Annotated in this window: 19 protein-coding genes; 1 reads left to right on the plus strand and 18 read right to left on the minus strand. The window is 59.9% G+C overall.

Annotation, left to right across the window (positions count from 1 at the left end):
• Position 1: 1 nt before the first annotated feature.
• The 18 genes from nuoJ to AC19YS_RS27545 all read right to left on the minus strand — a co-directional run bounded on the left by nuoJ (position 2) and on the right by AC19YS_RS27545 (position 21039).
• Positions 2-505 (minus strand): NADH-quinone oxidoreductase subunit J, encoded by a 504-nt coding sequence (nuoJ, locus tag AC19YS_RS27460; RefSeq protein WP_017137519.1) that lies wholly within the window; start codon positions 503-505, stop codon positions 2-4.
• A gap of 9 nt (positions 506-514) precedes the next feature.
• On the minus strand, positions 515-1063 hold the full coding sequence (gene nuoI, locus AC19YS_RS27465; RefSeq protein ID WP_003174725.1) for an NADH-quinone oxidoreductase subunit NuoI: 549 nt from the start codon (positions 1061-1063) through the stop codon (positions 515-517).
• Positions 1064-1074: 11 nt separating this feature from the next.
• Positions 1075-2082 carry an NADH-quinone oxidoreductase subunit NuoH gene (gene nuoH / locus AC19YS_RS27470; protein ID WP_053256843.1) on the minus strand — a complete coding sequence of 336 codons (1008 nt, stop codon included), beginning with the start codon at positions 2080-2082 and terminating at the stop codon, positions 1075-1077.
• Positions 2079-4793, minus strand: coding sequence for an NADH-quinone oxidoreductase subunit NuoG (gene nuoG, locus AC19YS_RS27475; RefSeq protein ID WP_500603091.1), 2715 nt, complete (start codon positions 4791-4793; stop codon positions 2079-2081). Before nuoG ends, nuoH begins: the two co-directional genes overlap by 4 nt.
• A 135-nt stretch (positions 4794-4928) precedes the next feature.
• A complete protein-coding gene (nuoF, locus tag AC19YS_RS27480; RefSeq protein ID WP_106579872.1) occupies positions 4929-6287 on the minus strand; it encodes an NADH-quinone oxidoreductase subunit NuoF in 1359 nt (452 codons plus the stop codon).
• Positions 6284-6781, minus strand: coding sequence for an NADH-quinone oxidoreductase subunit NuoE (nuoE, locus tag AC19YS_RS27485; protein WP_056861694.1), 498 nt, complete (start codon positions 6779-6781; stop codon positions 6284-6286). The genes nuoF and nuoE overlap by 4 nt, the downstream gene beginning before the upstream one ends.
• Positions 6782-6783: 2 nt before the next feature.
• Positions 6784-8568, minus strand: a complete 1785-nt coding sequence (nuoC, locus tag AC19YS_RS27490) for an NADH-quinone oxidoreductase subunit C/D (protein ID WP_106579871.1) — start codon at positions 8566-8568, stop codon at positions 6784-6786.
• Between the two features lie 72 nt (positions 8569-8640).
• Positions 8641-9315, minus strand: a complete 675-nt coding sequence (locus AC19YS_RS27495; protein WP_003174719.1) for a NuoB/complex I 20 kDa subunit family protein — start codon at positions 9313-9315, stop codon at positions 8641-8643.
• A 10-nt stretch (positions 9316-9325) separates the two neighbouring features.
• Positions 9326-9739 carry an NADH-quinone oxidoreductase subunit A gene (locus AC19YS_RS27500; RefSeq protein ID WP_003219575.1) on the minus strand — a complete coding sequence of 138 codons (414 nt, stop codon included), beginning with the start codon at positions 9737-9739 and terminating at the stop codon, positions 9326-9328.
• A 656-nt stretch (positions 9740-10395) separates the two neighbouring features.
• Positions 10396-11721: an isocitrate lyase gene (gene aceA, locus AC19YS_RS27505; protein ID WP_003219577.1), complete on the minus strand. Its 1326-nt coding sequence runs from the start codon at positions 11719-11721 to the stop codon at positions 10396-10398.
• Positions 11722-12214: 493 nt separating this feature from the next.
• Positions 12215-12952 (minus strand): secretin N-terminal domain-containing protein, encoded by a 738-nt coding sequence (locus AC19YS_RS27510; RefSeq protein ID WP_500603093.1) that lies wholly within the window; start codon positions 12950-12952, stop codon positions 12215-12217.
• A 230-nt stretch (positions 12953-13182) separates the two neighbouring features.
• Positions 13183-13605 (minus strand): GNAT family N-acetyltransferase, encoded by a 423-nt coding sequence (locus AC19YS_RS27515; RefSeq protein ID WP_500603094.1) that lies wholly within the window; start codon positions 13603-13605, stop codon positions 13183-13185.
• Positions 13598-14764 (minus strand): ribosomal protein uL16 3-hydroxylase, encoded by a 1167-nt coding sequence (locus AC19YS_RS27520; protein ID WP_124417851.1) that lies wholly within the window; start codon positions 14762-14764, stop codon positions 13598-13600. Before AC19YS_RS27520 ends, AC19YS_RS27515 begins: the two co-directional genes overlap by 8 nt.
• Before the next feature lie 84 nt (positions 14765-14848).
• Entirely contained in the window at positions 14849-16219 is a 1371-nt protein-coding gene (purB, locus tag AC19YS_RS27525; RefSeq protein WP_119736269.1) for an adenylosuccinate lyase, read from the minus strand.
• Between the two features lie 124 nt (positions 16220-16343).
• Positions 16344-16967: a high frequency lysogenization protein HflD gene (gene hflD, locus AC19YS_RS27530; RefSeq protein ID WP_046068637.1), complete on the minus strand. Its 624-nt coding sequence runs from the start codon at positions 16965-16967 to the stop codon at positions 16344-16346.
• Positions 16964-18088, minus strand: a complete 1125-nt coding sequence (gene mnmA, locus AC19YS_RS27535) for a tRNA 2-thiouridine(34) synthase MnmA (protein WP_106579866.1) — start codon at positions 18086-18088, stop codon at positions 16964-16966. Before mnmA ends, hflD begins: the two co-directional genes overlap by 4 nt.
• 59 nt (positions 18089-18147) lie before the next feature.
• Positions 18148-18594, minus strand: a complete 447-nt coding sequence (locus tag AC19YS_RS27540; RefSeq protein ID WP_500603095.1) for an NUDIX hydrolase — start codon at positions 18592-18594, stop codon at positions 18148-18150.
• A gap of 219 nt (positions 18595-18813) precedes the next feature.
• On the minus strand, positions 18814-21039 hold the full coding sequence (locus AC19YS_RS27545; RefSeq protein WP_200623634.1) for an NADP-dependent isocitrate dehydrogenase: 2226 nt from the start codon (positions 21037-21039) through the stop codon (positions 18814-18816).
• A gap of 493 nt (positions 21040-21532) precedes the next feature.
• On the opposite strand from AC19YS_RS27545, the gene icd reads away from it, so the two are divergent.
• Positions 21533-22789: an NADP-dependent isocitrate dehydrogenase gene (icd, locus tag AC19YS_RS27550; RefSeq protein WP_028616796.1), complete on the plus strand. Its 1257-nt coding sequence runs from the start codon at positions 21533-21535 to the stop codon at positions 22787-22789.
• The last annotated feature ends 51 nt before the right edge of the window (positions 22790-22840 follow it).

Raw genomic sequence — 22840 nt, forward strand, 5'->3', positions numbered from 1 at the left:
GTCATTGCTCCTTGGCTTCGTTGCGGCCCAAGTGGAAGGCGGTGATGGCTGCAGCGAGCAGCAGCATCGAAGCCAGTTCGACCACCAGCAGGTACGGGCCGAACAGGCTGACGCCCACGGCTTTGGCGTCTACGGTGGTGTGGCCGATGGCCTGTCCGCTCTGGTGAGCGAACAAGACATACAGCAGTTCACCCAGCAGCAACGCTGCGAGGATTACCGGGCCGAGCCAGATGCCGGGCTTGAGCCAGACGCGCTCCTGGGCGACCGAAGCCGGCCCCAGGTTGAGCATCATCACCACAAACACGAACAGCACCATGATGGCGCCGGCGTAGGCGATCACTTCCAGGACACCGGCAAACGGTGCGCCGAGGCTGAAGAAGGTCATGGCCACGGCGATCAGCGAAATGATCAGGTAGAGCAGGGCGTGCACGGGGTTGGTGTTGGTGATCACGCGAAGCGTGGACACCACTGCAATACCCGACGCGAAATAGAAAGCGAATTCCATCTTTCTTCCTTAAGGCAGCAAGCTCTTCACGTTGATCGGCTCGGCTTCGTTTTGTGCGGCGCCCTTCGGCTTACCGGCAACGGCCATACCTGCAACACGATAGAAGTTGTAATCAGGGTTTTTACCGGGACCAGAGATCAGCAGATCTTCTTTCTCGTACACCAGGTCCTGACGTTTGAACTCGGCCATCTCGAAATCCGGTGTCAGCTGGATCGCGGTGGTCGGGCAAGCTTCCTCGCAGAGGCCGCAGAAAATGCAGCGCGAGAAGTTGATGCGGAAGAAGTCCGGGTACCAGCGACCGTCTTCGGTTTCAGCTTTCTGCAGGGAGATGCAACCTACCGGGCACGCCACGGCGCACAGGTTGCAGGCTACGCAACGTTCTTCGCCATCGGGGTCGCGGGTCAGCACGATACGGCCGCGATAGCGCGGCGGCAGGTACACCGCTTCTTCCGGGTATTGCAGGGTGTCGCGTTTGCGAAAGCCGTGACCGAAAACCATCACCAGGCTTCGCAACTGGGTACCGGTACCCTTAACGATGTCGCCAATATATTTGAACATGGGTCAAATCCTCACTGAACCGCGCCGGCTGGCGTGTTCAACAACACAACAGCAGCCGTCACCAGCAAATTGATCAGGGTCAGCGGCAGGCAGAATCTCCAGCTGAAATCCATCACCTGGTCATAGCGTGGGCGCGGAATAGAAGCGCGCAGCAGGATGAACAGCATGATGAAGAACGCCGTCTTCAAGAAGAACCAGAAGAACGCCAGTTGCGGCAGGATGTTGAACGGGCCGTGCCAGCCGCCGAAGAACAGCGTGACCAGCAATGCCGAGATCAAGATGATGCCGATGTATTCACCGACGAAGAACATGCCCCACTTCATGCCGGCGTATTCAATGTGGTAACCGTCGGCCAGTTCCTGTTCCGCTTCCGGCTGGTCGAACGGGTGACGGTGAGTCACGGCGACGCCAGCGATGAAGAAGGTACAGAAGCCAAAGAACTGCGGAATGATGAACCACAGGTTCTGCGCCTGGTACTCGACGATGTCGCGCATGTTGAACGAGCCGACCTGCACCACGATGCCCATCAGCGCCAGGCCCATGAACACTTCGTAGGACACGGTCTGGGCCGAAGCCCGCAAGCTGCCCAGCAGGGCGAACTTGTTGTTGCTCGACCAACCGGCGAACAGCACCGCGTAGACCGACAGACCGGCCATGGCGAAGAAGAACAGCAAGCCGATGTTCAGGTCCGCCACGCCCCAGGTCGGGGTGATCGGGATGACTGCGAAGGCGATCAGCAAGGCGCTCATGGCCACGACCGGTGCCAGGGTGAAGATCACCTTGTCGGCAAACGGCGGGGTCCAGTCTTCCTTGAAGAACATTTTGAGCATGTCGGCAGCGATCTGGAACATGCCGAATGGGCCGACGCGGTTAGGACCGTAACGGTCCTGCCACCAGCCCAGCAGGCGACGTTCGACGAAGCTGAGCAGGGCGCCCGCAACGACCACGGCCAACAGGATCACGATGGCCTTGACGACCGAGATGATCACGTCGATCACTTCAGGGGTGAACCAGGTCATTGCGCTGCCTCCTGCAGACCGTCAACGGTTTTACCAAAGATCGCAGGCGGAATACCGGCGAGGCCTTTTGGCAGTGCAACCAGACCCGCGCCCAATTCGTCATTGATGCGCAGCGGCAGACGCAGAGTCTTGCCGTCGACGTTCAGGCTGAGCAGGGCACCGTCGTTGACGCCCAGGCGGTCGGCTTCGGACTTGGCCACGGATACGTAAGCGGCCGGGATACGCTCTTGAACCGGCGCGGCTTTGGAAGAGGTCTCTTCGCTGCCGAACAGGTGGAAGAACGGTACAACCTGCCAGGTGCCCTGGGCCGGGTTGAACGGACGCGGTACGGCAGTGAACCAGTTCAGAGAATCGCCGGTGCTTTCGATCAGGCGTGTGCCCGGGTCGCCAGCGCGGATGTGACCACCGACTTCGTCCTGGAACTTGTTCCAGGCCTGTGGCGAGTTCCAGCCCGGCGACCAGGCAAACGGCACCTGCTGACGTGGCTCGACCGAACCCGAGTAACCTTCCATGGAGAAGGCGAACGCGGTGTCGGGGTCTTGCGGGGTACGCGGTTCGTGCACGCTGATGTCGGCGCGCATGGCGGTACGGCCGGAGTAACGCAGCGGTTCACGGGCCAGTTTCAGGCCCTTGATGCGGAACGAGGCAGACGGTGCAGCATCAACGATACGTGCCAGCTGCGGGGCGCTTGCGGCGGCCGCTGCGGTGACGTGGTCGAGCTGGGTCCAGTCGATCGGCTGGTTCAGCAGGGTCGCGCGCAGGGCATGCAGCCAGCGCCAGCCTTCGTGAACCAGGATGCTGGCGTCCATGTACTTCGGATCGAACACCTGGAAGAAGCGCTGGGCGCGGCCTTCCTGGCTGACCAGCGTACCGTCGCCTTCGGCGAAGGTGGCAGCCGGCAGCACCAGGTCGGCGCGATCGCTGGTGGCGGTCTTCTGATGGTCGGCAACGATCAGCACTTTGGCCGCATCCAGCGCGGCGTCGACCTTGGCCGAATCCGTGCGGGTGTACAGGTCGTTTTCCAGTACCACGATGGCGTCGGCTTTGCCGTCGGTCACGGCTTGCAGGGCCGCGTCAAGAGATTCACCGCCGAGCATGGCCAGGCCGAGGCTGTTGGCTTCCGGCACGACCAGGCTGATGGAACCGTTTTTGTCGCGCAGCTTCAAGGCTTTGGCGATGTTGGCAGCCGCTTCGATCAGTGCTTTGGAACCCAGCGAGGTGCCGGCAATGATCAATGGGCGCTTGGCGGCCAGCAGGGCGTCGGCGATACGCTGGGCCAGTTCACCGGCTTCGGTGTCCAGGCCTTCGACGGCAGGCGCGCTGGCGTCGAGGGCGTGAGCCACGGCGAAACCGATGCGGGCCAGGTCGTCCGGTGCGGCGTGGACGCATTCTTCGGCGATGTCGTCGAGCTTGGTTTCAGCCAGGCTGGCGATAAACAGTGGGTTCAGCGCGTGCTGACCAATGTTTTTCACCGCAGCGTCGAGCCAGGGCTGAACGCGCATGGCATCGGCCATGTCTTCGGCCTTGCCTTTGACCGACTGACGCAGCGACAGCGCGATACGCGCGGCGGTCTGGGTCAGGTCTTCACCAAGCACGAAGATCGCGTCGTGGTCTTCGATGTCACGCATGTTCGGAACCGGCAGCGGGCTGTCGTTCAGCACTTGCAGGACCAGGCGGATGCGCTCCAGCTCAGCGGCTTCGATACCGCAGTAGAAGTACTCGGCGCCGACCAGCTCGCGCAACGCGTAGTTGCTTTCGAGGCTGGCGCGGGGCGAACCGATACCGACGATGTTGCGGCCACGCAGCAGGTCGGCGGCTTTATCCAGCGCGTCGTCCAGGCTCAGCTTGGCGCCATCGGCCAGCAGTGGCTGACGTGGGCGGTCTTCGCGGTTGACGTAGCCATAGCCGAAACGGCCACGGTCGCACAGGAAGTACTGGTTGACCGAACCGTTGAAGCGGTTTTCGATGCGACGCAGTTCGCCGTAGCGCTCGCCCGGGGAGATGTTGCAACCGCTGGAGCAGCCATGGCAGATACTCGGCGAGAACTGCATGTCCCACTTGCGGTTGTAGCGCTCGGAGTGAGTCTTGTCGGTGAACACACCGGTCGGGCAGACCTCGGTGAGGTTGCCGGAGAACTCGCTTTCGAGCACGCCGTCCTCAACGCGACCGAAGTACACGTTGTCGTGGGCGCCGAATACGCCCAGGTCGGTGCCGCCGGCGTAGTCTTTATAGAAGCGCACGCAACGGTAGCAGGCGATGCAGCGGTTCATTTCGTGGGAAATGAACGGGCCGAGGTCCTGGTTCTGGTGGGTACGCTTGGTGAAGCGATAACGGCGCTCGTTGTGGCCGGTCATCACCGTCATGTCTTGCAGGTGGCAGTGACCGCCTTCCTCACAGACCGGGCAGTCGTGGGGGTGGTTGGTCATCAGCCATTCGACAACGCTGGCGCGGAACGCCTTGGATTCTTCATCTTCGATGGAGATCCAGGTGTTGTCGGTGGCTGGCGTCATGCAGGACATGACGATACGACCACGGGTGTCGTTCTCGTCGGTGTACTGCTTGACCGCGCACTGGCGACAGGCACCAACGCTACCAAGGGCTGGGTGCCAGCAGAAATAAGGGATGTCGAGGCCTAGTGAGAGACATGCCTGTAACAGGTTGTCTGCCCCATCGACTTCGAGCGCTTTGCCGTCTACGTGGATAGTGGCCATGGTTCAAAGTTCTTCGTTGGCCCGTTGTCAGCGGGCGTGGCTAATGGAATCTTGTTATTCATGTGCATCTACACAGCCTTAAAGGCGTCAGCACATGAGAAGGCGAAGCGCACGGGCCCTTCGCCTTTTTAAGCGTTACGCACCAACCATGGTCGGTGTGACCACCTGATTCAGATCGCCGGCGCGCGCAGGTGCGATGCCAGCCTCGAATTCAGAGCGGAAGTATTTGATTGCGCTGCCCAATGGTTCCACGGCGCCCGGTGCGTGAGCACAGAAGGTCTTGCCTGGGCCGAGGAAACCGACCAGACCCAGCAGGGTCTCGATGTCGCCTGGCTGGCCTTCGCCTTTCTCGATCGCCATCAAGAGCTTCACGCTCCAGGGCAAACCGTCACGGCACGGGGTGCAGAAACCGCAGGATTCGCGGGAGAAGAACTGCTCCATGTTGCGCAGCAGCGAGACCATGTTCACGGTGTTGTCCACCGCCATCGCCAAGCCGGTCCCCATACGGGTGCCGACCTTGCCGATGCCGCCGGCATACATTTGTGCGTCCAGGTGCTCGGGCAGCAGGAAACCGGTGCCGGCGCCGCCTGGCTGCCAGGCTTTCAAGGTGTAGCCGTCGCGCATGCCGCCGGCGTAGTCCTCGAACAGCTCGCGTGCGGTCACGCCGAATGGCAACTCCCACAGGCCAGGGTTCTTGACCTTGCCGGAGAAGCCCATGAGCTTGGTGCCCATGTCTTCACTGCCTTCGCGGGCCAACGATTTGTACCAGTCCACGCCGTCGGCGATGATCGCCGGCACGTTGCACAGGGTTTCCACGTTGTTTACGCAGGTCGGCTTGCCCCACACGCCTACGGCGGCAGGGAAGGGCGGCTTGGAGCGCGGGTTGGCGCGGCGGCCTTCGAGGGAGTTGATCAGTGCGGTTTCTTCACCGCAGATGTAACGCCCGGCGCCGGTGTGCACGAACAGTTCGAAGTCAAAACCGGAACCCAAGATGTTCTTGCCCAAAAGGCCAGCTGCCTTGGCTTCTTCCACGGCACGGGTGAGGTGCTTGGCGGCGGTGGTGTATTCGCCACGCAGGAAGATGTAGCCGCGGTAGGTTTTCAGCGCACGGGCGCTGATCAGCATGCCTTCGATCAGCAGATGGGGCAGTTGCTCCATCAGCATGCGGTCTTTCCAGGTGTTGGGCTCCATTTCATCCGCGTTGCACAGCAGGTAGCGGATGTTGATGGATTCGTCTTTGGGCATCAGGCCCCACTTCACGCCCGTGGGGAAGCCTGCACCGCCGCGACCTTTAAGGCCGGCGTCTTTCACGGTCTGGACGATGTCGTCCTGAGCCATGTCGGCGAAGGCTTTGCGCGCAGCCGCGTAACCGTTCTTGGCCTGGTATTCGTCGAGCCATACCGGTTCGCCGTCGTCACGCAGGCGCCAGGTCAGCGGGTGAGTCTCGGCCGAACGCTTGATCAGGTTGGCCGGGCCGAAAGATGTAAGGGTCATGGGTAGCCCTCAAGCAATTGGGTCACGCCAGCAGGCTGCACGTCACCGAATGTGTCGTCGTCGATCATCAACGCCGGCGCCTTGTCGCAGTTGCCCAGGCAGCACACCGGCAGCAGCGTGAAGCGCCCGTCCGCAGTGGTCTGGCCCAGGCCGATGCCCAGTTTGTTCTGGATCTCGCTGACCACGGACTCGTGGCCACCGATGTAGCAGACCATGCTGTCGCACACGCGAATGATGTGGCGGCCCACCGGCTGACGGAAGATCTGGCTGTAGAACGTGGCCACACCTTCAACGTCGCTGGCCGGGATGCCGAGGATTTCGCCGATCGCGTAGAGGGCGCCGTCGGGCACCCAGCCGCGTTCCTTCTGGACGATCTTCAAGGCTTCGATCGACGCCGCGCGCGGGTCTTCGTAGTGATGCAGCTCGTGCTCGATGGCCGAGCGCTCGGTTTCACTCAAGGTGAAACGGTCTGTCTGGATAAGCGTGCTGTTCATGCTTAGCGGTCCACGTCGGCCATAACGAAATCGATACTACCCAGGTACGCAATCAAGTCCGCGACCATCTCGCCTTTGATCACCGAAGGGATCTGCTGCAAGTGCGCAAAGCTTGGGGTACGAATCCGGGTGCGGTAGCTCATGGTGCCGCCATCGCTCGTCAGGTAATAACTGTTGATACCCTTGGTCGCTTCAATCATCTGGAAGGATTCGTTGGCCGGCATGACCGGGCCCCACGAAACTTGCAGGAAGTGCGTGATCAGGGTTTCGATGTGCTGCAGCGTGCGTTCTTTCGGCGGCGGCGTGGTCAGCGGGTGATCCGCCTTGTACGGACCTGCCGGCATGTTGCGCATGCACTGCTCGATGATCTTCAGGCTCTGGCGCATTTCTTCGACGCGCACGATGCAGCGGTCGTAGGCATCGCCGTTGGCCGCCAGCGGCACTTCGAATTCGAAGTTCTCGTAGCCGGAGTACGGGCGTGCTTTACGCAGGTCGAAGTCGCAACCCGTCGAGCGCAGGCCAGCACCGGTGACGCCCCATTCCAGGGCTTCTTTGGTGTTGTATTGCGCCACGCCGATGGTGCGGCCTTTGAGGATGCTGTTGTCCAGCGCAGCCTTTTGGTACTCGTCCAGACGCTTGGGCATCCAGTCGATGAATTCCTTGACCAGGCGCTCCCAGCCGTTTGGCAGGTCATGCGCCACACCGCCGATGCGGTACCAGGCCGGGTGCAGACGGAAACCGGTGATGGCTTCGATCACCTTGTAGGCGCGCTGACGGTCGGTGAAGGTGAAGAACACCGGGGTCATGGCGCCAACGTCCTGGATGTAGGTACCCAGGAACAGCAGGTGGCTGGTGATCCGGAAGAACTCGGCCATCATGATGCGGATGGTGTCGACGCGGTCCGGCACTTTGATGCCGGCCAGCTTCTCGACCGAGAGCACGTACGGCAGGTTGTTCATCACGCCGCCGAGGTAGTCGATACGGTCGGTGTACGGAATGAAGCTGTGCCAGGACTGGCGCTCGGCCATCTTCTCGGCACCACGGTGGTGGTAGCCGATGTCCGGCACGCAGTCGACGATTTCTTCGCCGTCCAGTTGCAGGATGATACGGAAGGCACCGTGCGCCGAAGGGTGGTTCGGGCCCAGGTTGAGGAACATGTAGTCCTCGTTGGTGCCGGAGCGTTTCATGCCCCAGTCTTCCGGACGGAAGCGTGCGGCCTCTTCTTCAAGCTGTTGCTTGGCGAGCGTCAGGCTGAACGGATCGAATTCGGTGGCGCGCGCAGGGTAGTCCTTGCGCAGCGGGTGACCTTCCCAGGTAGGCGGCATCATGATGCGCGTCAAGTGCGGGTGGCCCGGGAAGTCGATGCCGAACATGTCCCAGACTTCACGCTCATACCAGCTGGCGTTCGGCCAGATGCCGGTGATGGTCGGAATGCTCAGGTCGCTTTCGGACAGCGCGACCTTGATCATCACGTCGCTGTTACGCTCCAGCGACATCAGGTGATAAAACACGGTGAAATCGGCGCCGCTCGGCAGCCCCTGGCGCTTGGTGCGCAGACGCTCGTCCACACCATGCAAGTCATAGAGCATGACGTATGGCTTGGGCAGGTTGCGCAGGAAGGTCAGGACTTCGACGAGCTTGGCGCGCGCCACCCACAGCACCGGCATACCGGTGCGTGTGGCCTGGGCGGTAAAGGCGTCAGGGCCAAAACGGTTATTGAGTTCGACGACCACATCCTGGTCGTCTGCCTTATAAGGCGGGATGCGTCGAGCACTGCCTGTAGTCATGGTTTTTTATCGCTTTCGGTCAACGTAAAGAATGAAGCCAGGGTTTCGTTCTATAAAAGAAGCGGTGCTGGATCAGACTTCGTCAGGGCTGCGCAGGTTGGTGACTGCGATTCGCTGTTCGCGGCGCTGTTCCTTTTGCGAAGGCATCTCGGCGCGGTATACGCCTTGATCGCCGACGACCCAGGAAAGTGGGCGACGCTCCTTGCCAATCGATTCCTGCAACAGCATCAAGCCTTGCAGAAATGCTTCAGGGCGGGGCGGGCAGCCAGGCACGTAGACGTCCACGGGCAGGAACTTGTCCACCCCTTGAACGACGGAGTAGATGTCGTACATGCCACCGGAGTTGGCGCACGAACCCATGGAGATAACCCACTTTGGCTCGAGCATTTGCTCGTAGAGACGCTGAATGATCGGCGCCATCTTGATAAAGCAGGTTCCGGCGATAACCATGAAATCCGCCTGGCGCGGTGATGCCCGGATAACTTCGGCGCCAAAGCGCGCGATGTCGTGGGGCGCCGTGAAGGCGGTGGTCATTTCCACGTAGCAGCACGAAAGGCCGAAGTTGTACGGCCACAGGGAGTTCTTACGTCCCCAGTTGACCGCGCCACTCAGCACGTCTTCGAGCTTGCCCATGTAGATGTTTTTGTGGACTTGGTCTTCTAACGGGTCGGAAACGGTTTCGCGTTCGCCGATTGGGTACTGCTCGTTAGGAGCATCCGGGTCGATCCTGGTGAGATTGTATTGCATCGCCAAAGCCTCATTGTTTCAGCTTCGCTTGCCGCTTGCGACGAGCTTCCGGAGCCCAGTCAAGGGCGCCCACTCGAAATAGGTAGACAAGGCCTGCCAACAGAATTGCTATGAAAACGAGGGCTTCGACGAATCCGGTCCAGCCGCTTTCGCGGACGGACACAGACCAGGCAAAGAGAAAGAGGGCTTCGATATCGAAGATCACGAACAGCATCGCGACCAGATAGAATTTGGCTGAGAGCCGCAAGCGGGCGCCACCTGTAGGCAGCATGCCGGACTCGAACGGTTCATTTTTGCTGCGGCCCCAGGCTTTTGACCCGAGGAGGCTGGAGACACCAAGCATGAAGGCGCAAAGGCCGACAACACCGAGGAGGAAAATGGCAAAGCCCCAGTTGTGGGCCATGAGTCCTGTCGCTTCGGTCATGCTGGAAATCCTTAACAGAGAGCAAAGGTCTCTGAGCTCGAAAAAGTAACGATGCAGTGACGATATGTCGCACTGCAATCAATCGCGGTGATTTTATGGCTAAACACCGGGCAAGTAAAATTCCGATAGCGAAATTATTCGATGGAATAAGCACATAGTGCACCTTCTTGGGGCTGTAGCCCTTGTGGGGCGGGGATTAGCGGGCATTTAATCAATTCTGTTTTGTTTAACGGGTAACGAAGTTTTCATGCGCTAAATGATAATGAATATTGTTTGCGCAGGGTTTAAGCGAATGTTTCTCGTGTGGCGGGGGAAGTTGCCGTTACTTGCTTGATGGGTGCTTAGTTGCTGATGGGGATCTTTTAACTGATTTGATTCGGGTAAACACCGCTCTGGATCAATGTTTTGCGCAAAACCTTCAGATGGCGTGCATTGCCTTGTGGGAGCGGGCTTGCTCGCGAATACCATGGTTCGGTCAGCACTTCCTTGACTGACAGGTCGCATTCGCGAGCAAGCCCGCTGCCACATTTTTAATCTCCTGTATCCCAGGAAGTTTTTCCCGAGCAAAAAAACGCCCCGAACCAGTCGGGGCGTGATTGTTGTGCGGCAATGCGGTTAGGTCTTCCATGGGGCCGCACTGGCCGTGTACTCGCTACTTAGTGGAACTGCTCTTCTTCGGTCGAACCGGTCAACGCGGTCACGGACGAGGTGCCGCCCTGGATCACGGTGGTCATGTCGTCGAAGTAGCCGGTGCCCACTTCCTGCTGGTGCGCCACAAAGGTGTAGCCCTTGGCGGCGTCAGCGAATTCCTGTTCCTGCAGCTTCACGTAGGCGGTCATGTCGTTGCGGGCGTAGTCGTGCGCCAGGTTGAACATGCTGTGCCACATGTTGTGAATGCCGGCCAGGGTGATGAACTGGTGCTTGTAGCCCATGGCGGACAGCTCGCGCTGGAACTTGGCGATGGTCGCGTCGTCCAGGTTCTTCTTCCAGTTGAAAGAAGGCGAGCAGTTGTAGGACAGCAGTTGGTCCGGGTATTCCTTCTTGATCGCTTCGGCAAAGCGGCGAGCTTCGTCCAGATCCGGCTTGGCGGTTTCGCACCAGATCAGGTCGGCGTACGGCGCGTAGGCCAGGCCACGGGCGATCGCCTGGTCGAGACCGGCGCGCACTTTATAGAAGCCTTCCTGAGTCCGTTCGCCGGTTACGAATGGCTGGTCGTACGGGTCGCAATCGGACGTCAGCAGGTCGGCGGCGTTAGCGTCGGTACGGGCCAGGATGATGGTCGGGGTGCCAGCAACGTCAGCAGCCAAACGAGCAGCAGTCAGCTTTTGTACGGCTTCCTGAGTCGGAACCAATACCTTGCCGCCCATGTGGCCGCATTTCTTTACTGATGCCAACTGGTCTTCGAAGTGCACGCCGGCAGCGCCAGCCTCGATCATGCTCTTCATCAGCTCGTAGGCGTTGAGTACGCCGCCGAAACCGGCTTCAGCGTCCGCCACGATCGGGGCGAAGTAATCGATGTAGCCTTCGTCGCCCGGGCCTTTACCGGCTTTCCACTGGATCTGGTCGGCGCGGCGGAACGAGTTGTTGATGCGCTTGACCACGGTGGGTACCGAGTCCACCGGGTACAGCGATTGGTCGGGGTACATGGATTCAGCGGAGTTGTTGTCCGCTGCCACTTGCCAGCCGGACAGGTAGATCGCCTGGATACCGGCTTTCACCTGTTGGACTGCCTGGCCGCCAGTGAGGGCGCCCATGCAGTTGACGAAATCTTTTTCGGGACGGAAGGACGGCTTGGCACCCTGGGTGACCAGCTTCCAAAGCTTCTCGGCGCCGAGTTTTGCAAAGGTGTGCTCAGGTTGAACCGAGCCACGCAGGCGGACGACGTCAGCAGCGGAATAAGCGCGGGTTACGCCTTTCCAGCGTGGGTTTTCAGCCCAATCTTTTTCAAGGGCTGCAATTTGCTGTTCGCGTGTCAGTGCCATGGGGAAAAACCTCGTCGCATAGGTCTAGGTGGAAAATTCCATTTGCCAGCCACGTACTCAGTGCGTGGTGATGGCTGCTCGCTGACCAGAAGCTTGGCGATCAAGCCGGGTTTGGCGGGGAGGGCGACGGGATGAACGAGTGGCTCAAGGGGGAATTGAGCAGGTAAGGGCGAACTGTGAACGGTCTTCGGGCATCGTGGGCCTTGGTACGATTCGTCAGTGTGTAGCCGGGTTACCTGGTTAGCTTCCGTCCCTCGGGACAACTTCGTTCCAGTCGCAACCTCGTCAAACACACCTTGTGGGCGGTACAGACACGAATCGGCTCAGGTGGGTAGCTTAGAGCGGCGATCCGAAGGCCCTTGCCAGGGCCCCTGATTAGCGGGAGCGAGGCCATCATGCACAGGCTTTTTTGGATCGTCAAATGTTTTGTAGTGCTTTTTTTAAAGCACTACATCTTTAGTCTAAGGCGACTCATCAGTCAGTTTTTGGTGCTTTAGTTCAAGGTGTCGACCTTGACCCGTAAAGTCAGGTCATCACGGCCTTGAGTAGAGTAATTGCGGGTTATAGAGGATTTGTCGGCCTGGGTCTCTCGGTTGATGCCGGCCAGGGGGATCCACTCGCCCAACCTGCCGCTGACAGTTGTGTCGGTACTTTGAACGTTCACTACATCGGGACGTTCCTGGCTCATGCGGTCACGGTTGGTACTGATGGCCAGGTGCACGGTCTCGCCGGTGACGCTGGCGGTGACGTAAAAGCCTTGGGTGACGTTGCGATACTGGGTCTGGTTTTGCGGGCGGCCGTAGGCGTCGGGCTGAGTAGTGGTCAGCGGTACGCTCTGGCCAATCTGGATCAAAGCGGGCACGCCCTCACTGGCCTGAATCTGCTGGATGCCGCCGTCGCGGCTGGCGGTGCCGTAGCTGATGATGCGCGTTTGGCTGTCACCGGTGTTTTGCTGGTTGTTTTCATTGGTGTCGACGGTAATCAGCAGGCGTTTGGCGGGTGTGTCCAGCTGCGCGAGCAGCGCGCGCAGGTCTTCGATCTTGCCCGGGTCGGCTTTAACGATGAGCTGGTTGCCATAGGCGCTGACGCTGCCGTCCTTGCCGATGAAGTTCTGCGCCACCGGTAGCAGGTCGGCGCTGGTGCGATTGTTCAGGTTGACGACTGCGGTGTCGGCCACGGCTGAGACGCTGGCGGTCAGGAGGAGGGCGGTGAGCAGGGTGCGTAGGGACATGTCCGTTATCTCTGCGAGTCATTTAGCGTGATAGTGCCAGTTTGTCGGCCTGGCGGGTCGCAAGTTGAATCGTAGACGGCAAAATGCCCTGGCATGGCAGGGCATTTTTGGGTGTTGCTGAAATTGTCTTCGCGAGCAAGCCCGCTCCCACATTCGGCCGCATTCCAAAGGATCTACTTGGTCAAGTGTGGGAGCGGGCTTGCTCGCGAAGGGAGCGACTGGGTTTTGGATCAGCCCTCGCGCACCATGTCCACGTGGGGAATCCCGACTTCAAGAAACTCACCGCTGACAATCTTGAAACCCAGCCGCTCATAAAACGGCGCCGCATACACCTGCGCGCTGAGGAACTGTTTGGTCTGGCCACGCTTCTCGGCCATGCCAATGACGGCTTCCATCAGCTTGTCGCCAACCTTCAGGCCGCGCCAGTCCTTGAGCACCGATACGCGCCCGATCTCGCCGCTGGGCAGCAGGCGCGCAGTGCCAATCGGAAAATCGCCTTCGAACGCCAGAAAATGCACGGCGTCGGCGTCGTCCGCGTCCCACTCAAGTTCCGGTGGAACCGATTGTTCAGCGATAAACACCGCTTCACGAATGCGCCGTATCTCAGCGATATCCTTTTGCCAGTCCGCGACACTTACGTGAATCTTATTCATCGGCAAATCCCAGGCTTCCTTGCTTGACCAATTCGCACAGCAGGTCGCGACCGTCTTCGTCCGCGAGCCACTCGCCGAGGTTTTCGCTGTGCAGGGCGTCGGCCGAGCACACCAGCTTCAACAGCTCGCGCAGTTTGCCGGGCAGGTAACGGCTCTGGCCGCTGGCGAACAGCAGTACATCGTCATCGACTTCCGACCACGCCATGCGCGCGCTGGGGTTGCGCACCAGGATCGCGCCGCCTTCCAGGCTGTTGACGAAGTCCTCTTCGCCCAATTCTTCGCCCGCCACCAGTTCAGGGTAGCGCGGCTCGGTCATGAATTGGCCAAACCAGGTCAGCAGCATGCGTTCGTCGCTCATGTGCTCGGCCAGCAGGCTCTTCAGGCGGTCCAGCGCGTCACCCTGGATCTGGTGTGGGTCGCTTGCCGGCTGAGCGTCGGCGTCGGTATAACGCTCCTCGTCCGTCAGGTATTGGCTGAGGAAGTCGGTGAAGTGGGTCAGCACTTCAGCGGCACTTGGCGCGCGAAAGCCAACCGAATAGGTCATGCAGTCATCTTCGGCGATACCGAAGTGCGCCAGGCGCGGCGGCAGGTAGAGCATGTCACCCGGTTCCAGCACCCATTCTTCGCTTTGTTCGAACTCGGCGAGGATGCGCAGGTCGGCATGCTGCAGCAGCGGGCTTTCGGAGTTGCACATCTGGCCGATTTTCCAGTTGCGCTTGCCTTGGGCTTGCAGCAGGAACACGTCGTAGTTATCGAAGTGCGGGCCAACGCTGCCGCCAGGTGCGGCAAAGCTGATCATTACATCGTCGATACGCCAGCTTGGCAGGAAGCGGAAGTGCTCCAACAGCTCGGCGACTTCCGGCACGAACTGATCGACGGCCTGCACCAGCAGGGTCCACTCACGCTCGGGCAGGGTGCTGAAGGCGTCTTCGGCGAATGGGCCGCGACGCAGTTCCCACGGACGCTCGCCGTGTTCGATCACCAGGCGCGATTCAACTTCTTCTTCCAGGGCTAAGCCGGCCAGTTCGTCGGCGTCGATCGGGCTTTCGAAATCAGGGATGGCCTGACGGATAAGCAACGGTTTTTTCTGCCAGTAGTCGCGCAGGAATTCGCGTGCCGTAATGCCGCCCAGAAGTTGAAGAGGAATATCAGGATTCATGTGTAACCTATTGAAAAAAAGCACTTTTAAGACAGGAATAAAAACGCCCGGCGCGGCCGGGCGTCTCAAGAGACCTTGCGCGAATCAGATGCGCTTGGCTTGGGCCACCGCGTTGCCGATGTAGTTGGCCGGGGTGAGCAGTTTCAGCTCGGCCTTGGCGGCGGCTGGCATATCCAGGCCATCGATGAAAGTTTGCAGCGCCTCGGGGCTGATGCCCTTGCCGCGCGTCAATTCTTTGAGCTTCTCGTAAGGGTTTTCGATGTTGTAGCGACGCATCACCGTCTGGATCGGCTCGGCCAACACTTCCCAGCACGCGTCCAGGTCAGCGGCGATTTTCTGCTCGTTGAGCTCAAGCTTGCTGATGCCCTTGAGGCTGGCTTCGTACGCGATCACGCTGTGGGCGAAGCCCACGCCGAGGTTGCGCAGTACGGTGGAGTCGGTCAGGTCGCGCTGCCAGCGGGAGATCGGCAACTTGCTGGCCAGGTGCTGGAACAGGGCGTTGGCGATGCCGAGGTTGCCTTCGGAGTTTTCGAAGTCGATCGGGTTGACCTTGTGCGGCATGGTCGAGGAACCGATTTCACCGGCAATGGTGCGCTGCTTGAAGTAGCCCAGGGAGATGTAGCCCCAGATATCGCGGTCGAAGTCGATCAGGATGGTGTTGAAGCGCGCAATCGCGTCGAACAGTTCGGCGATGTAGTCGTGCGGTTCGATCTGCGTGGTGTACGGGTTGAAGCCCAGGCCCAGCTCGTCTTCGATGAACGCGCGGGCATTTTCTTCCCAGTCGATTTCCGGGTAGGCAGAGAGGTGGGCGTTGTAGTTGCCCACGGCGCCGTTGATTTTGCCCAGCAGCGGTACGGCGGCGACTTGAGCGATCTGACGCTCCAGGCGGTACACCACGTTGGCCAGTTCTTTACCCAGCGTGGTCGGCGAAGCCGGCTGACCGTGGGTGCGCGACAGCATCGGCACGTCGGCAAAACGGATCGCCAGCTCGCGGATGGCGTTGGCGGTCTGGCGCATCAGCGGCAGCATCACGTCATCACGGCCTTCGCGCAGCATCAGGGCGTGGGACAGGTTGTTGATGTCCTCGCTGGTGCAGGCAAAGTGGATGAACTCGCTGACCTTGGCCAGTTCCGGCAGCTTGGCCGCTTGCTCTTTGAGCAGGTATTCGATGGCTTTAACGTCGTGGTTGGTGGTGCGCTCGATCTCTTTCACACGCTCGGCGTGCTCCAGAGCGAAGTTTTCCGCCAGAGCGTTCAGCACCGCGTTGGCTTCGGCGGAGAACGCCGGCACTTCGCTGATGCCAGGGTGAGCGGCCAGGCGCTGGAGCCAGCGCACTTCAACCAGAACACGAGCACGGATCAAGCCGTATTCGCTGAAAATAGGGCGCAGGGCCTGGGTTTTGCCGGCGTAGCGGCCGTCAACAGGGGAAACCGCAGTGAGCGAAGAAAGCTGCATGGGGTGTTCTCGGACAGTCGGGCAACGAAATGGGGCGCGTATCATACATGAAAAAATCCGCCGGTCCGTTGCCAACTGACCGGCGTATTACGCGTGAGGCGATAAAAATCCTGGTTGCTGCGACTTATTCGTTGCGCATCAACGGGTAAAGCTCTTTGAGCAATTTGCGTCGGCTGATCACCAACTGCCAGCGATGACCACCCAACTGGCGCCACAACCGTGCCGAACGGATACCGGCCAGGAGCAGGGCGCGGATTTTCGAGGCGTTGTTCGGTTGCTGCAGGTTACGCATGTCGCCGTGCACCTGGATGCGTTGGCGCAAGGTGCTCAAGGTGTCCTGGTACAGCGCACCGCAGGCTGCGATCACGTTTTCGTGGGCCGGGCCAAAGTGCTCGACCTGGGATTGGATCTGCGGCAGGCGCTTGCCGATGGTCTCGAGCATGTCGTCACGCTTGGCCAATTGGCGCTCAAGGCCGAGCATCGACAGGGCGTAGCGCAGGGGTTCGCGTTGCAAGGTGCTCGGGTCGCGCTCCAGCGCGCCGATCAGCGCGCGATAGCCTTCGCGCAGCGCCAGGTCGTCGCCACCATAGACTTCCAGGGTGTCCTTGGGGTCGCGGATCAGCAGGCTGCCAAGCATGCAGGTCAGGCCTGCCTCGGTGACCTGGCCGGTCTTGGCGATCTTGTCGACCAGTACCGCAGCGAGGAAAACCCCGCCGAGTGCAGTCAATTGCTCCTGGGTCGGGCTCATGCCGGGTTGCTCCAGGGTTCGGCAACTTCAATCACACCGCCCCCCAGGCAAATTTCGCCGTCATAAAACACCACGGACTGGCCAGGCGTGACCGCGCGTTGCGGGTCATCGAACGTGGCGCGATAGCCACTGGCAGTCTTTTCCAGGGTGCAAGGCTGGTCGCTCTGGCGATAGCGCACCTTGGCGGTCAGGCGGCGCGGCGTGCTCAGGTCGATCGGGTTGACCCAATAGATCTCCGAGGCCAGCAGCGCACCCGAGAACAGCAGCGGGTGTTCATTGCCCTGGCCAACGATCAGCACATTGTTTTCCAGGTCCTTGACCAGCACGTACCACGGTTCTTCACCTGCGTCTTTCAAGCCGCCGATGCCCAGGCCCTGGCGCTGGCCGATGGTGTGGTACATCAGGCCGTGGTGGCGGCCGATGACATCACCTTCGGTGGTTTTGATGTCGCCCGGTTGTGCCGGCAGGTACTGCTTGAGGAAGTCGCTGAAGCGGCGCTCGCCGATAAAGCAGATGCCGGTGGAGTCCTTTTTCTTGGCGGTGGCCAGGCCGTGCTTCTCGGCGATCTTGCGCACTTCGGGTTTTTCCAGCTCGCCCACCGGGAACAGAGTCTTGGCGATCTGTTCGCCGCCGACGGCGTGCAGGAAGTAACTCTGGTCCTTGTTCGGGTCCAGGCCTTTGAGCAGTTCGGTGCGGTCATCCACGTCGCGACGGCGCACGTAGTGGCCGGTAGCGATCAGGTCGGCGCCAAGGATCATGGCGTAGTCGAGGAACGCCTTGAACTTGATTTCGCGGTTGCACAGGATGTCCGGGTTCGGCGTGCGGCCGGCCTTGTATTCGGCCAGGAAGTGCTCGAACACGTTGTCCCAGTACTCGGCGGCGAAATTGGCGGTGTGCAACTTGATGCCGATCTTGTCGCACACGGCCTGGGCGTCCGCGAGGTCGTCCATGGCGGTGCAATATTCCGTTCCATCGTCTTCTTCCCAGTTCTTCATGAACAGGCCTTCCACCTCATAACCCTGCTCCATGAGCAGAACGGCGGAAACGGAAGAATCCACGCCGCCGGACATACCGACGATGACGCGCTTCTTTTGTGTGTCAGAAGGGGCTGGATCACGCATAGGATTTCAACGGGTGTCTTTAAAAAGGACGCGATTCTAGCAGGCTCGCGTCCGCAAGGCTAAACAGAAGGGCGGATCAGTTCCAGACTGTGGCGCTGGCCGCTCAAATAATCATCGATGCAACGGATGATCAACTCGCTGCGCCAGTCGTCGCGCAGGGCCATCAGCTCGTCGCGGGTCAGCCAGCGGGCGCGGACGATGCCGTCGTCCAGTTGATAGTCCGGGTGATGTTTCAGCGCCTTGGCGGTGAAGCAGACGCGCTGGTAGGTCACGCCATTGCTGGGCGCGGTGTACAGGTAGATCCCGACAATGCCGGTGGCCTCGACGTCCCAGCCGGTTTCTTCGAGGGTTTCGCGAACGGCGGCTTCAGTCAGGGTTTCGTTCGGTTCCAGATGGCCGGCGGGCTGGTTGAGCACGGCGCGGCCGCCTTTGAGTTCCTCGACCATCAGGAAGCGGCCGTCATCTTCGACGAGGGTGGCGACGGTGATGTGGGGTTGCCAGGTCATGGGAGGCCTCGATTCAAGATATGACGCGGTGTTTGGGCACAATGGCGGTCAGTGTAGGGGGGGGCTTGCCCCCGATGACGGTGTGTCGGTTACCAATAGCTCGACTGATCCATCGCTATCGGGGGCAAGCCCCTCCCACATGTGATCCGGTTTCTTGCGTTGAACGGTAGAAGCAGAAACCCCGGCACGGGGCCGGGGCTTCTTTGCATCCTTACAACCTTACTTCAACTTGGCAATTGCCGCGTTGAGGGTGTTGCTTGGGCGCATGGCTTTGCTGGTCAGCTCTGGGTTCGGCGCGTAGTAGCCGCCGATGTCCACTGGCTTGCCCTGTACGGCGTTCAGCTCGGCAACAATAGTCGCCTCGTTGTCGCTCAGGGTTTTGGCCAGTTCGCCGAACTGCGCTTGCAGTGCAGTGTCTTCAGTCTGGGCGGCCAGGGCTTGAGCCCAGTACAGCGCCAGGTAGAAGTGGCTGCCGCGGTTGTCGATGTTGCCGACTTTGCGCGATGGCGACTTGTTGTTGTCGAGGAACTGGCCAGTGGCCTGGTCCAGGGTCTTGGACAGCACCAGGGCTTTCGGGTTGTTGTAAGTGACACCCAAATGCTCAAGCGACGCTGCCAGGGCCAGGAACTCGCCCAGGGAATCCCAGCGCAGGAAGTTCTCTTCGACCAGCTGCTGCACGTGTTTCGGAGCCGAACCGCCGGCGCCGGTTTCGAACAGGCCGCCGCCGTTCATCAGCGGCACGATCGACAGCATCTTGGCGCTGGTGCCCAGTTCCATGATCGGGAACAGGTCGGTCAGGTAGTCGCGCAGCACGTTGCCGGTCACCGAGATGGTGTCCAGGCCCTTGCGGGTGCGCTCCAGGGTGAACTTCATCGCGTCGACAGGCGACATGATGCGGATGTCCAGGCCTTCGGTGTTGTGGTCTTTCAGGTAAGCCTGAACTTTCTCGACCACCACGCCGTCGTGAGCACGCTTAGGGTCCAGCCAGAAAATGGCCGGGGTGTTGCTGGCGCGGGCACGGTTGACGGCCAGCTTGACCCAGTCCTGGATCGGCGCGTCTTTGGTCTGGCACATGCGGAAGATGTCGCCGGCTTCAACAGCCTGTTCCATCAGCAGGTTGCCCTTGCTGTCGGTGACGCGGACAACGCCGTCAGCCTTGATCTGGAAAGTCTTGTCGTGGGAGCCGTACTCTTCGGCTTTCTTCGCCATCAGGCCAACGTTTGGCACGCTGCCCATGGTGGTTGGGTCGAAAGCGCCATTGGCCTTGCAGTCTTCGATGACGGCTTGGTAGATGGTGGCGTAGCAGCGATCCGGGATCACCGCCTTGGTGTCGTGCAGTTGGCCGTCGGTGCCCCACATCTTGCCGGAGTCACGGATCATGGCCGGCATCGAGGCGTCGACGATGACGTCGCTCGGCACGTGCAGGTTGGTGATGCCTTTGTCGGAGTTGACCATCGCCAGGGAAGGGCGAGCGGCGTAGACCGCCTGAATGTCAGCTTCGATCTGCGCCTGTTGCTCGGCAGGCAGGGCCTTGATGCGAGCGTACAGGTCGCCGATGCCGTTGTTCAGGTTGAAGCCGATCTGTTCCAGCACGGCAGCGTGCTTGGTCAGGGCGTCTTTGTAGAACTCGGCAACGATCTGGCCGAACATGATCGGGTCGGAGACCTTCATCATGGTGGCTTTGAGGTGAACCGACAGCAGCACGCCTTGTTTCTTGGCATCTTCGATTTCGGCGGCGATGAACGCGCGCAGGGCTTTTTTGCTCAGCACGGCGGTATCAATGATTTCGCCGGCTTGTACCGAAGTCTTTTCTTTCAGCACGGTGGCGGTGCCGTCTTTGGCAACCAGCTCGATCTTCACCGCGTCAGCGGCTTCGATCTGTACGGCTTTTTCGCTGCCGTAGAAGTCGCCGTTGCTCATGTGAGCGACGTGCGACTTGGAGTCTGCAGCCCAGGCGCCCATTTTGTGCGGGTGCTTGCGTGCGTAGTTCTTGACCGACAGCGGCGCGCGGCGGTCAGAGTTGCCTTCGCGCAGTACCGGGTTCACGGCGCTGCCCTTGACCTTGTCGTAACGTGCACGGGTTTCTTTTTCCGCGTCGGTGGTTACGGTTTCCGGGTAGTCCGGCAGGGCGTAGCCCTGGGCCTGCAGCTCCTTGATCGCAGCTTGCAGCTGCGGGGTCGAGGCGCTGATGTTAGGCAGCTTGATGATGTTGGCTTCAGGCGTAACGGCCAGGTCGCCCAGTTCGGCGAGGTGGTCCGGGATAGCCTTGGTGCCCAGTTGCTCGGGGAAGCTTGCGAGGATGCGCGCGGCGAGGGAAATGTCGCGGGTTTCCACGGCAATATCAGCGGAAGCGGTGAAGGCCTCTACGATAGGCAGCAATGAATAGGTGGCGAGGGCTGGGGCTTCGTCGGTGAAGGTGTAGATGATCTTCGAGCGGGTGGGCATATTCGGATTAACTCTCTTCTTTGCTGAAAGCGTGCGCAGAAACTCGAGATGCGCCGGGTGGAGCGCGTTCGTTCAAAGTCATCCATGAGCGAAATGTCGAGGTTTCTTCGCGGTGATGTTGGGTTGCATCAGTCGAGCGTCAAGCGGGTGGACTATTGTAATAGTCCTGCTTTCTGGCTGAAGGCTACTGTCTAGAGCGGTCAGCTGTCGTGACTCTTGGGTCAGCGGCGGCATTATACATAGGTCGCTATGCTTACGCCGAGCCTTCATACAAAAGGTGCGTCGTCCATTGGTCTAAAGGTCGCAGGCTGTCAGGTGCTACTAACGTCGTACGATGTGCTCAAGATTGGCGATTTTGCCATTGCTTTCAGGCTTGTAGGCGACCCAATATGCTGTTTTCGATGCAGATGAGCGTGGCGTGAGGTTTCAGTCGCCCTATATCTGGAGTAGGCTCGAACGCAGCCAGATGTTCAATCCATAGATGGAGTTCAGCATGGGATACAAGAAGATTCAGGTTCCGGCAGTCGGCGACAAAATCACCGTCAATGCAGACCATTCTCTCAATGTTCCTGACCAACCAATCATCCCTTATATAGAAGGCGACGGTATTGGCGTCGACATCAGCCCAGTGATGATCAAGGTGGTCGACGCCGCTGTTGAAAAGGCTTACGGCGGCAAGCGCAAAATCTCCTGGATGGAGGTTTACGCCGGCGAGAAAGCCACTCAAGTCTACGATCAGGACACCTGGCTGCCCCAGGAAACCCTGGATGCGGTCAAGGATTACGTGGTGTCCATCAAAGGGCCTCTGACCACGCCGGTCGGCGGTGGCATTCGTTCGTTGAACGTGGCCCTGCGTCAACAACTCGACCTGTATGTGTGCCTGCGCCCGGTGCGCTGGTTTGAAGGGGTGCCCAGCCCGGTCAAGAAGCCTGGCGATGTGGATATGACGATCTTTCGTGAGAACTCCGAAGATATTTACGCCGGCATCGAGTGGAAGGCCGGCTCGCCGGAAGCGATCAAGGTGATCAAGTTTCTCAAGGAAGAAATGGGCGTCACCAAGATCCGCTTTGATCAGGACTGCGGGATTGGCGTCAAGCCGGTCTCCAAAGAGGGCACCAAACGTCTGGCGCGTAAGGCCCTGCAATATGTGGTGGATAACGACCGTGATTCGCTGACCATCGTGCACAAAGGCAACATCATGAAGTTCACCGAGGGCGCCTTCAAGGAGTGGGCCTACGAAGTGGCCGCTGAAGAATTTGGTGCGACGTTGCTCGACGGCGGGCCGTGGATGCAGTTCAAAAACCCGAAAACCGGCAAGAACGTGGTGGTCAAGGACGCCATCGCCGATGCGATGCTTCAGCAAATTTTGCTGCGTCCGGCCGAATATGACGTGATCGCGACCCTCAACCTGAACGGTGACTACCTTTCCGATGCCCTGGCGGCGGAAGTAGGTGGGATTGGTATTGCGCCGGGGGCCAACCTCTCCGATACCGTGGCGATGTTCGAGGCCACCCACGGCACGGCGCCCAAGTATGCGGGCAAGGATCAGGTCAACCCGGGCTCATTGATTCTGTCGGCGGAAATGATGCTGCGCCATATGGGCTGGACCGAAGCGGCCGACTTGATCATCAAGGGCACCAATGGTGCGATTTCGGCCAAAACCGTGACCTATGACTTCGAGCGCTTGATGGACGGCGCGACGCTGGTGTCGTCATCGGGCTTTGGTGATGCGTTGATTTCGCATATGTAAATTACGCGCCATAAAAAACCGGCCATTCTGAAGTCTCGGAATGGCCGGTTT

This window comes from Pseudomonas sp. MF08831 (genome assembly GCF_059862645.1).

Coding starts and splice junctions, on each gene's coding strand:
- nuoJ (WP_017137519.1), bottom strand. CDS start 505: ATGGAATTCGCTTTCTATTTCGCGTCGGGTATTGCAGTGGTGTCCACG.
- nuoI (WP_003174725.1), bottom strand. CDS start 1,063: ATGTTCAAATATATTGGCGACATCGTTAAGGGTACCGGTACCCAGTTG.
- nuoH (WP_053256843.1), bottom strand. CDS start 2,082: ATGACCTGGTTCACCCCTGAAGTGATCGACGTGATCATCTCGGTCGTC.
- nuoG (WP_500603091.1), bottom strand. CDS start 4,793: ATGGCCACTATCCACGTAGACGGCAAAGCGCTCGAAGTCGATGGGGCA.
- nuoF (WP_106579872.1), bottom strand. CDS start 6,287: ATGACCCTTACATCTTTCGGCCCGGCCAACCTGATCAAGCGTTCGGCC.
- nuoE (WP_056861694.1), bottom strand. CDS start 6,781: ATGAACAGCACGCTTATCCAGACAGACCGTTTCACCTTGAGTGAAACC.
- nuoC (WP_106579871.1), bottom strand. CDS start 8,568: ATGACTACAGGCAGTGCTCGACGCATCCCGCCTTATAAGGCAGACGAC.
- AC19YS_RS27495 (WP_003174719.1), bottom strand. CDS start 9,315: ATGCAATACAATCTCACCAGGATCGACCCGGATGCTCCTAACGAGCAG.
- AC19YS_RS27500 (WP_003219575.1), bottom strand. CDS start 9,739: ATGACCGAAGCGACAGGACTCATGGCCCACAACTGGGGCTTTGCCATT.
- aceA (WP_003219577.1), bottom strand. CDS start 11,721: ATGGCACTGACACGCGAACAGCAAATTGCAGCCCTTGAAAAAGATTGG.
- AC19YS_RS27510 (WP_500603093.1), bottom strand. CDS start 12,952: ATGTCCCTACGCACCCTGCTCACCGCCCTCCTCCTGACCGCCAGCGTC.
- AC19YS_RS27515 (WP_500603094.1), bottom strand. CDS start 13,605: ATGAATAAGATTCACGTAAGTGTCGCGGACTGGCAAAAGGATATCGCT.
- AC19YS_RS27520 (WP_124417851.1), bottom strand. CDS start 14,764: ATGAATCCTGATATTCCTCTTCAACTTCTGGGCGGCATTACGGCACGC.
- purB (WP_119736269.1), bottom strand. CDS start 16,219: ATGCAGCTTTCTTCGCTCACTGCGGTTTCCCCTGTTGACGGCCGCTAC.
- hflD (WP_046068637.1), bottom strand. CDS start 16,967: ATGAGCCCGACCCAGGAGCAATTGACTGCACTCGGCGGGGTTTTCCTC.
- mnmA (WP_106579866.1), bottom strand. CDS start 18,088: ATGCGTGATCCAGCCCCTTCTGACACACAAAAGAAGCGCGTCATCGTC.
- AC19YS_RS27540 (WP_500603095.1), bottom strand. CDS start 18,594: ATGACCTGGCAACCCCACATCACCGTCGCCACCCTCGTCGAAGATGAC.
- AC19YS_RS27545 (WP_200623634.1), bottom strand. CDS start 21,039: ATGCCCACCCGCTCGAAGATCATCTACACCTTCACCGACGAAGCCCCA.
- icd (WP_028616796.1), top strand. CDS start 21,533: ATGGGATACAAGAAGATTCAGGTTCCGGCAGTCGGCGACAAAATCACC.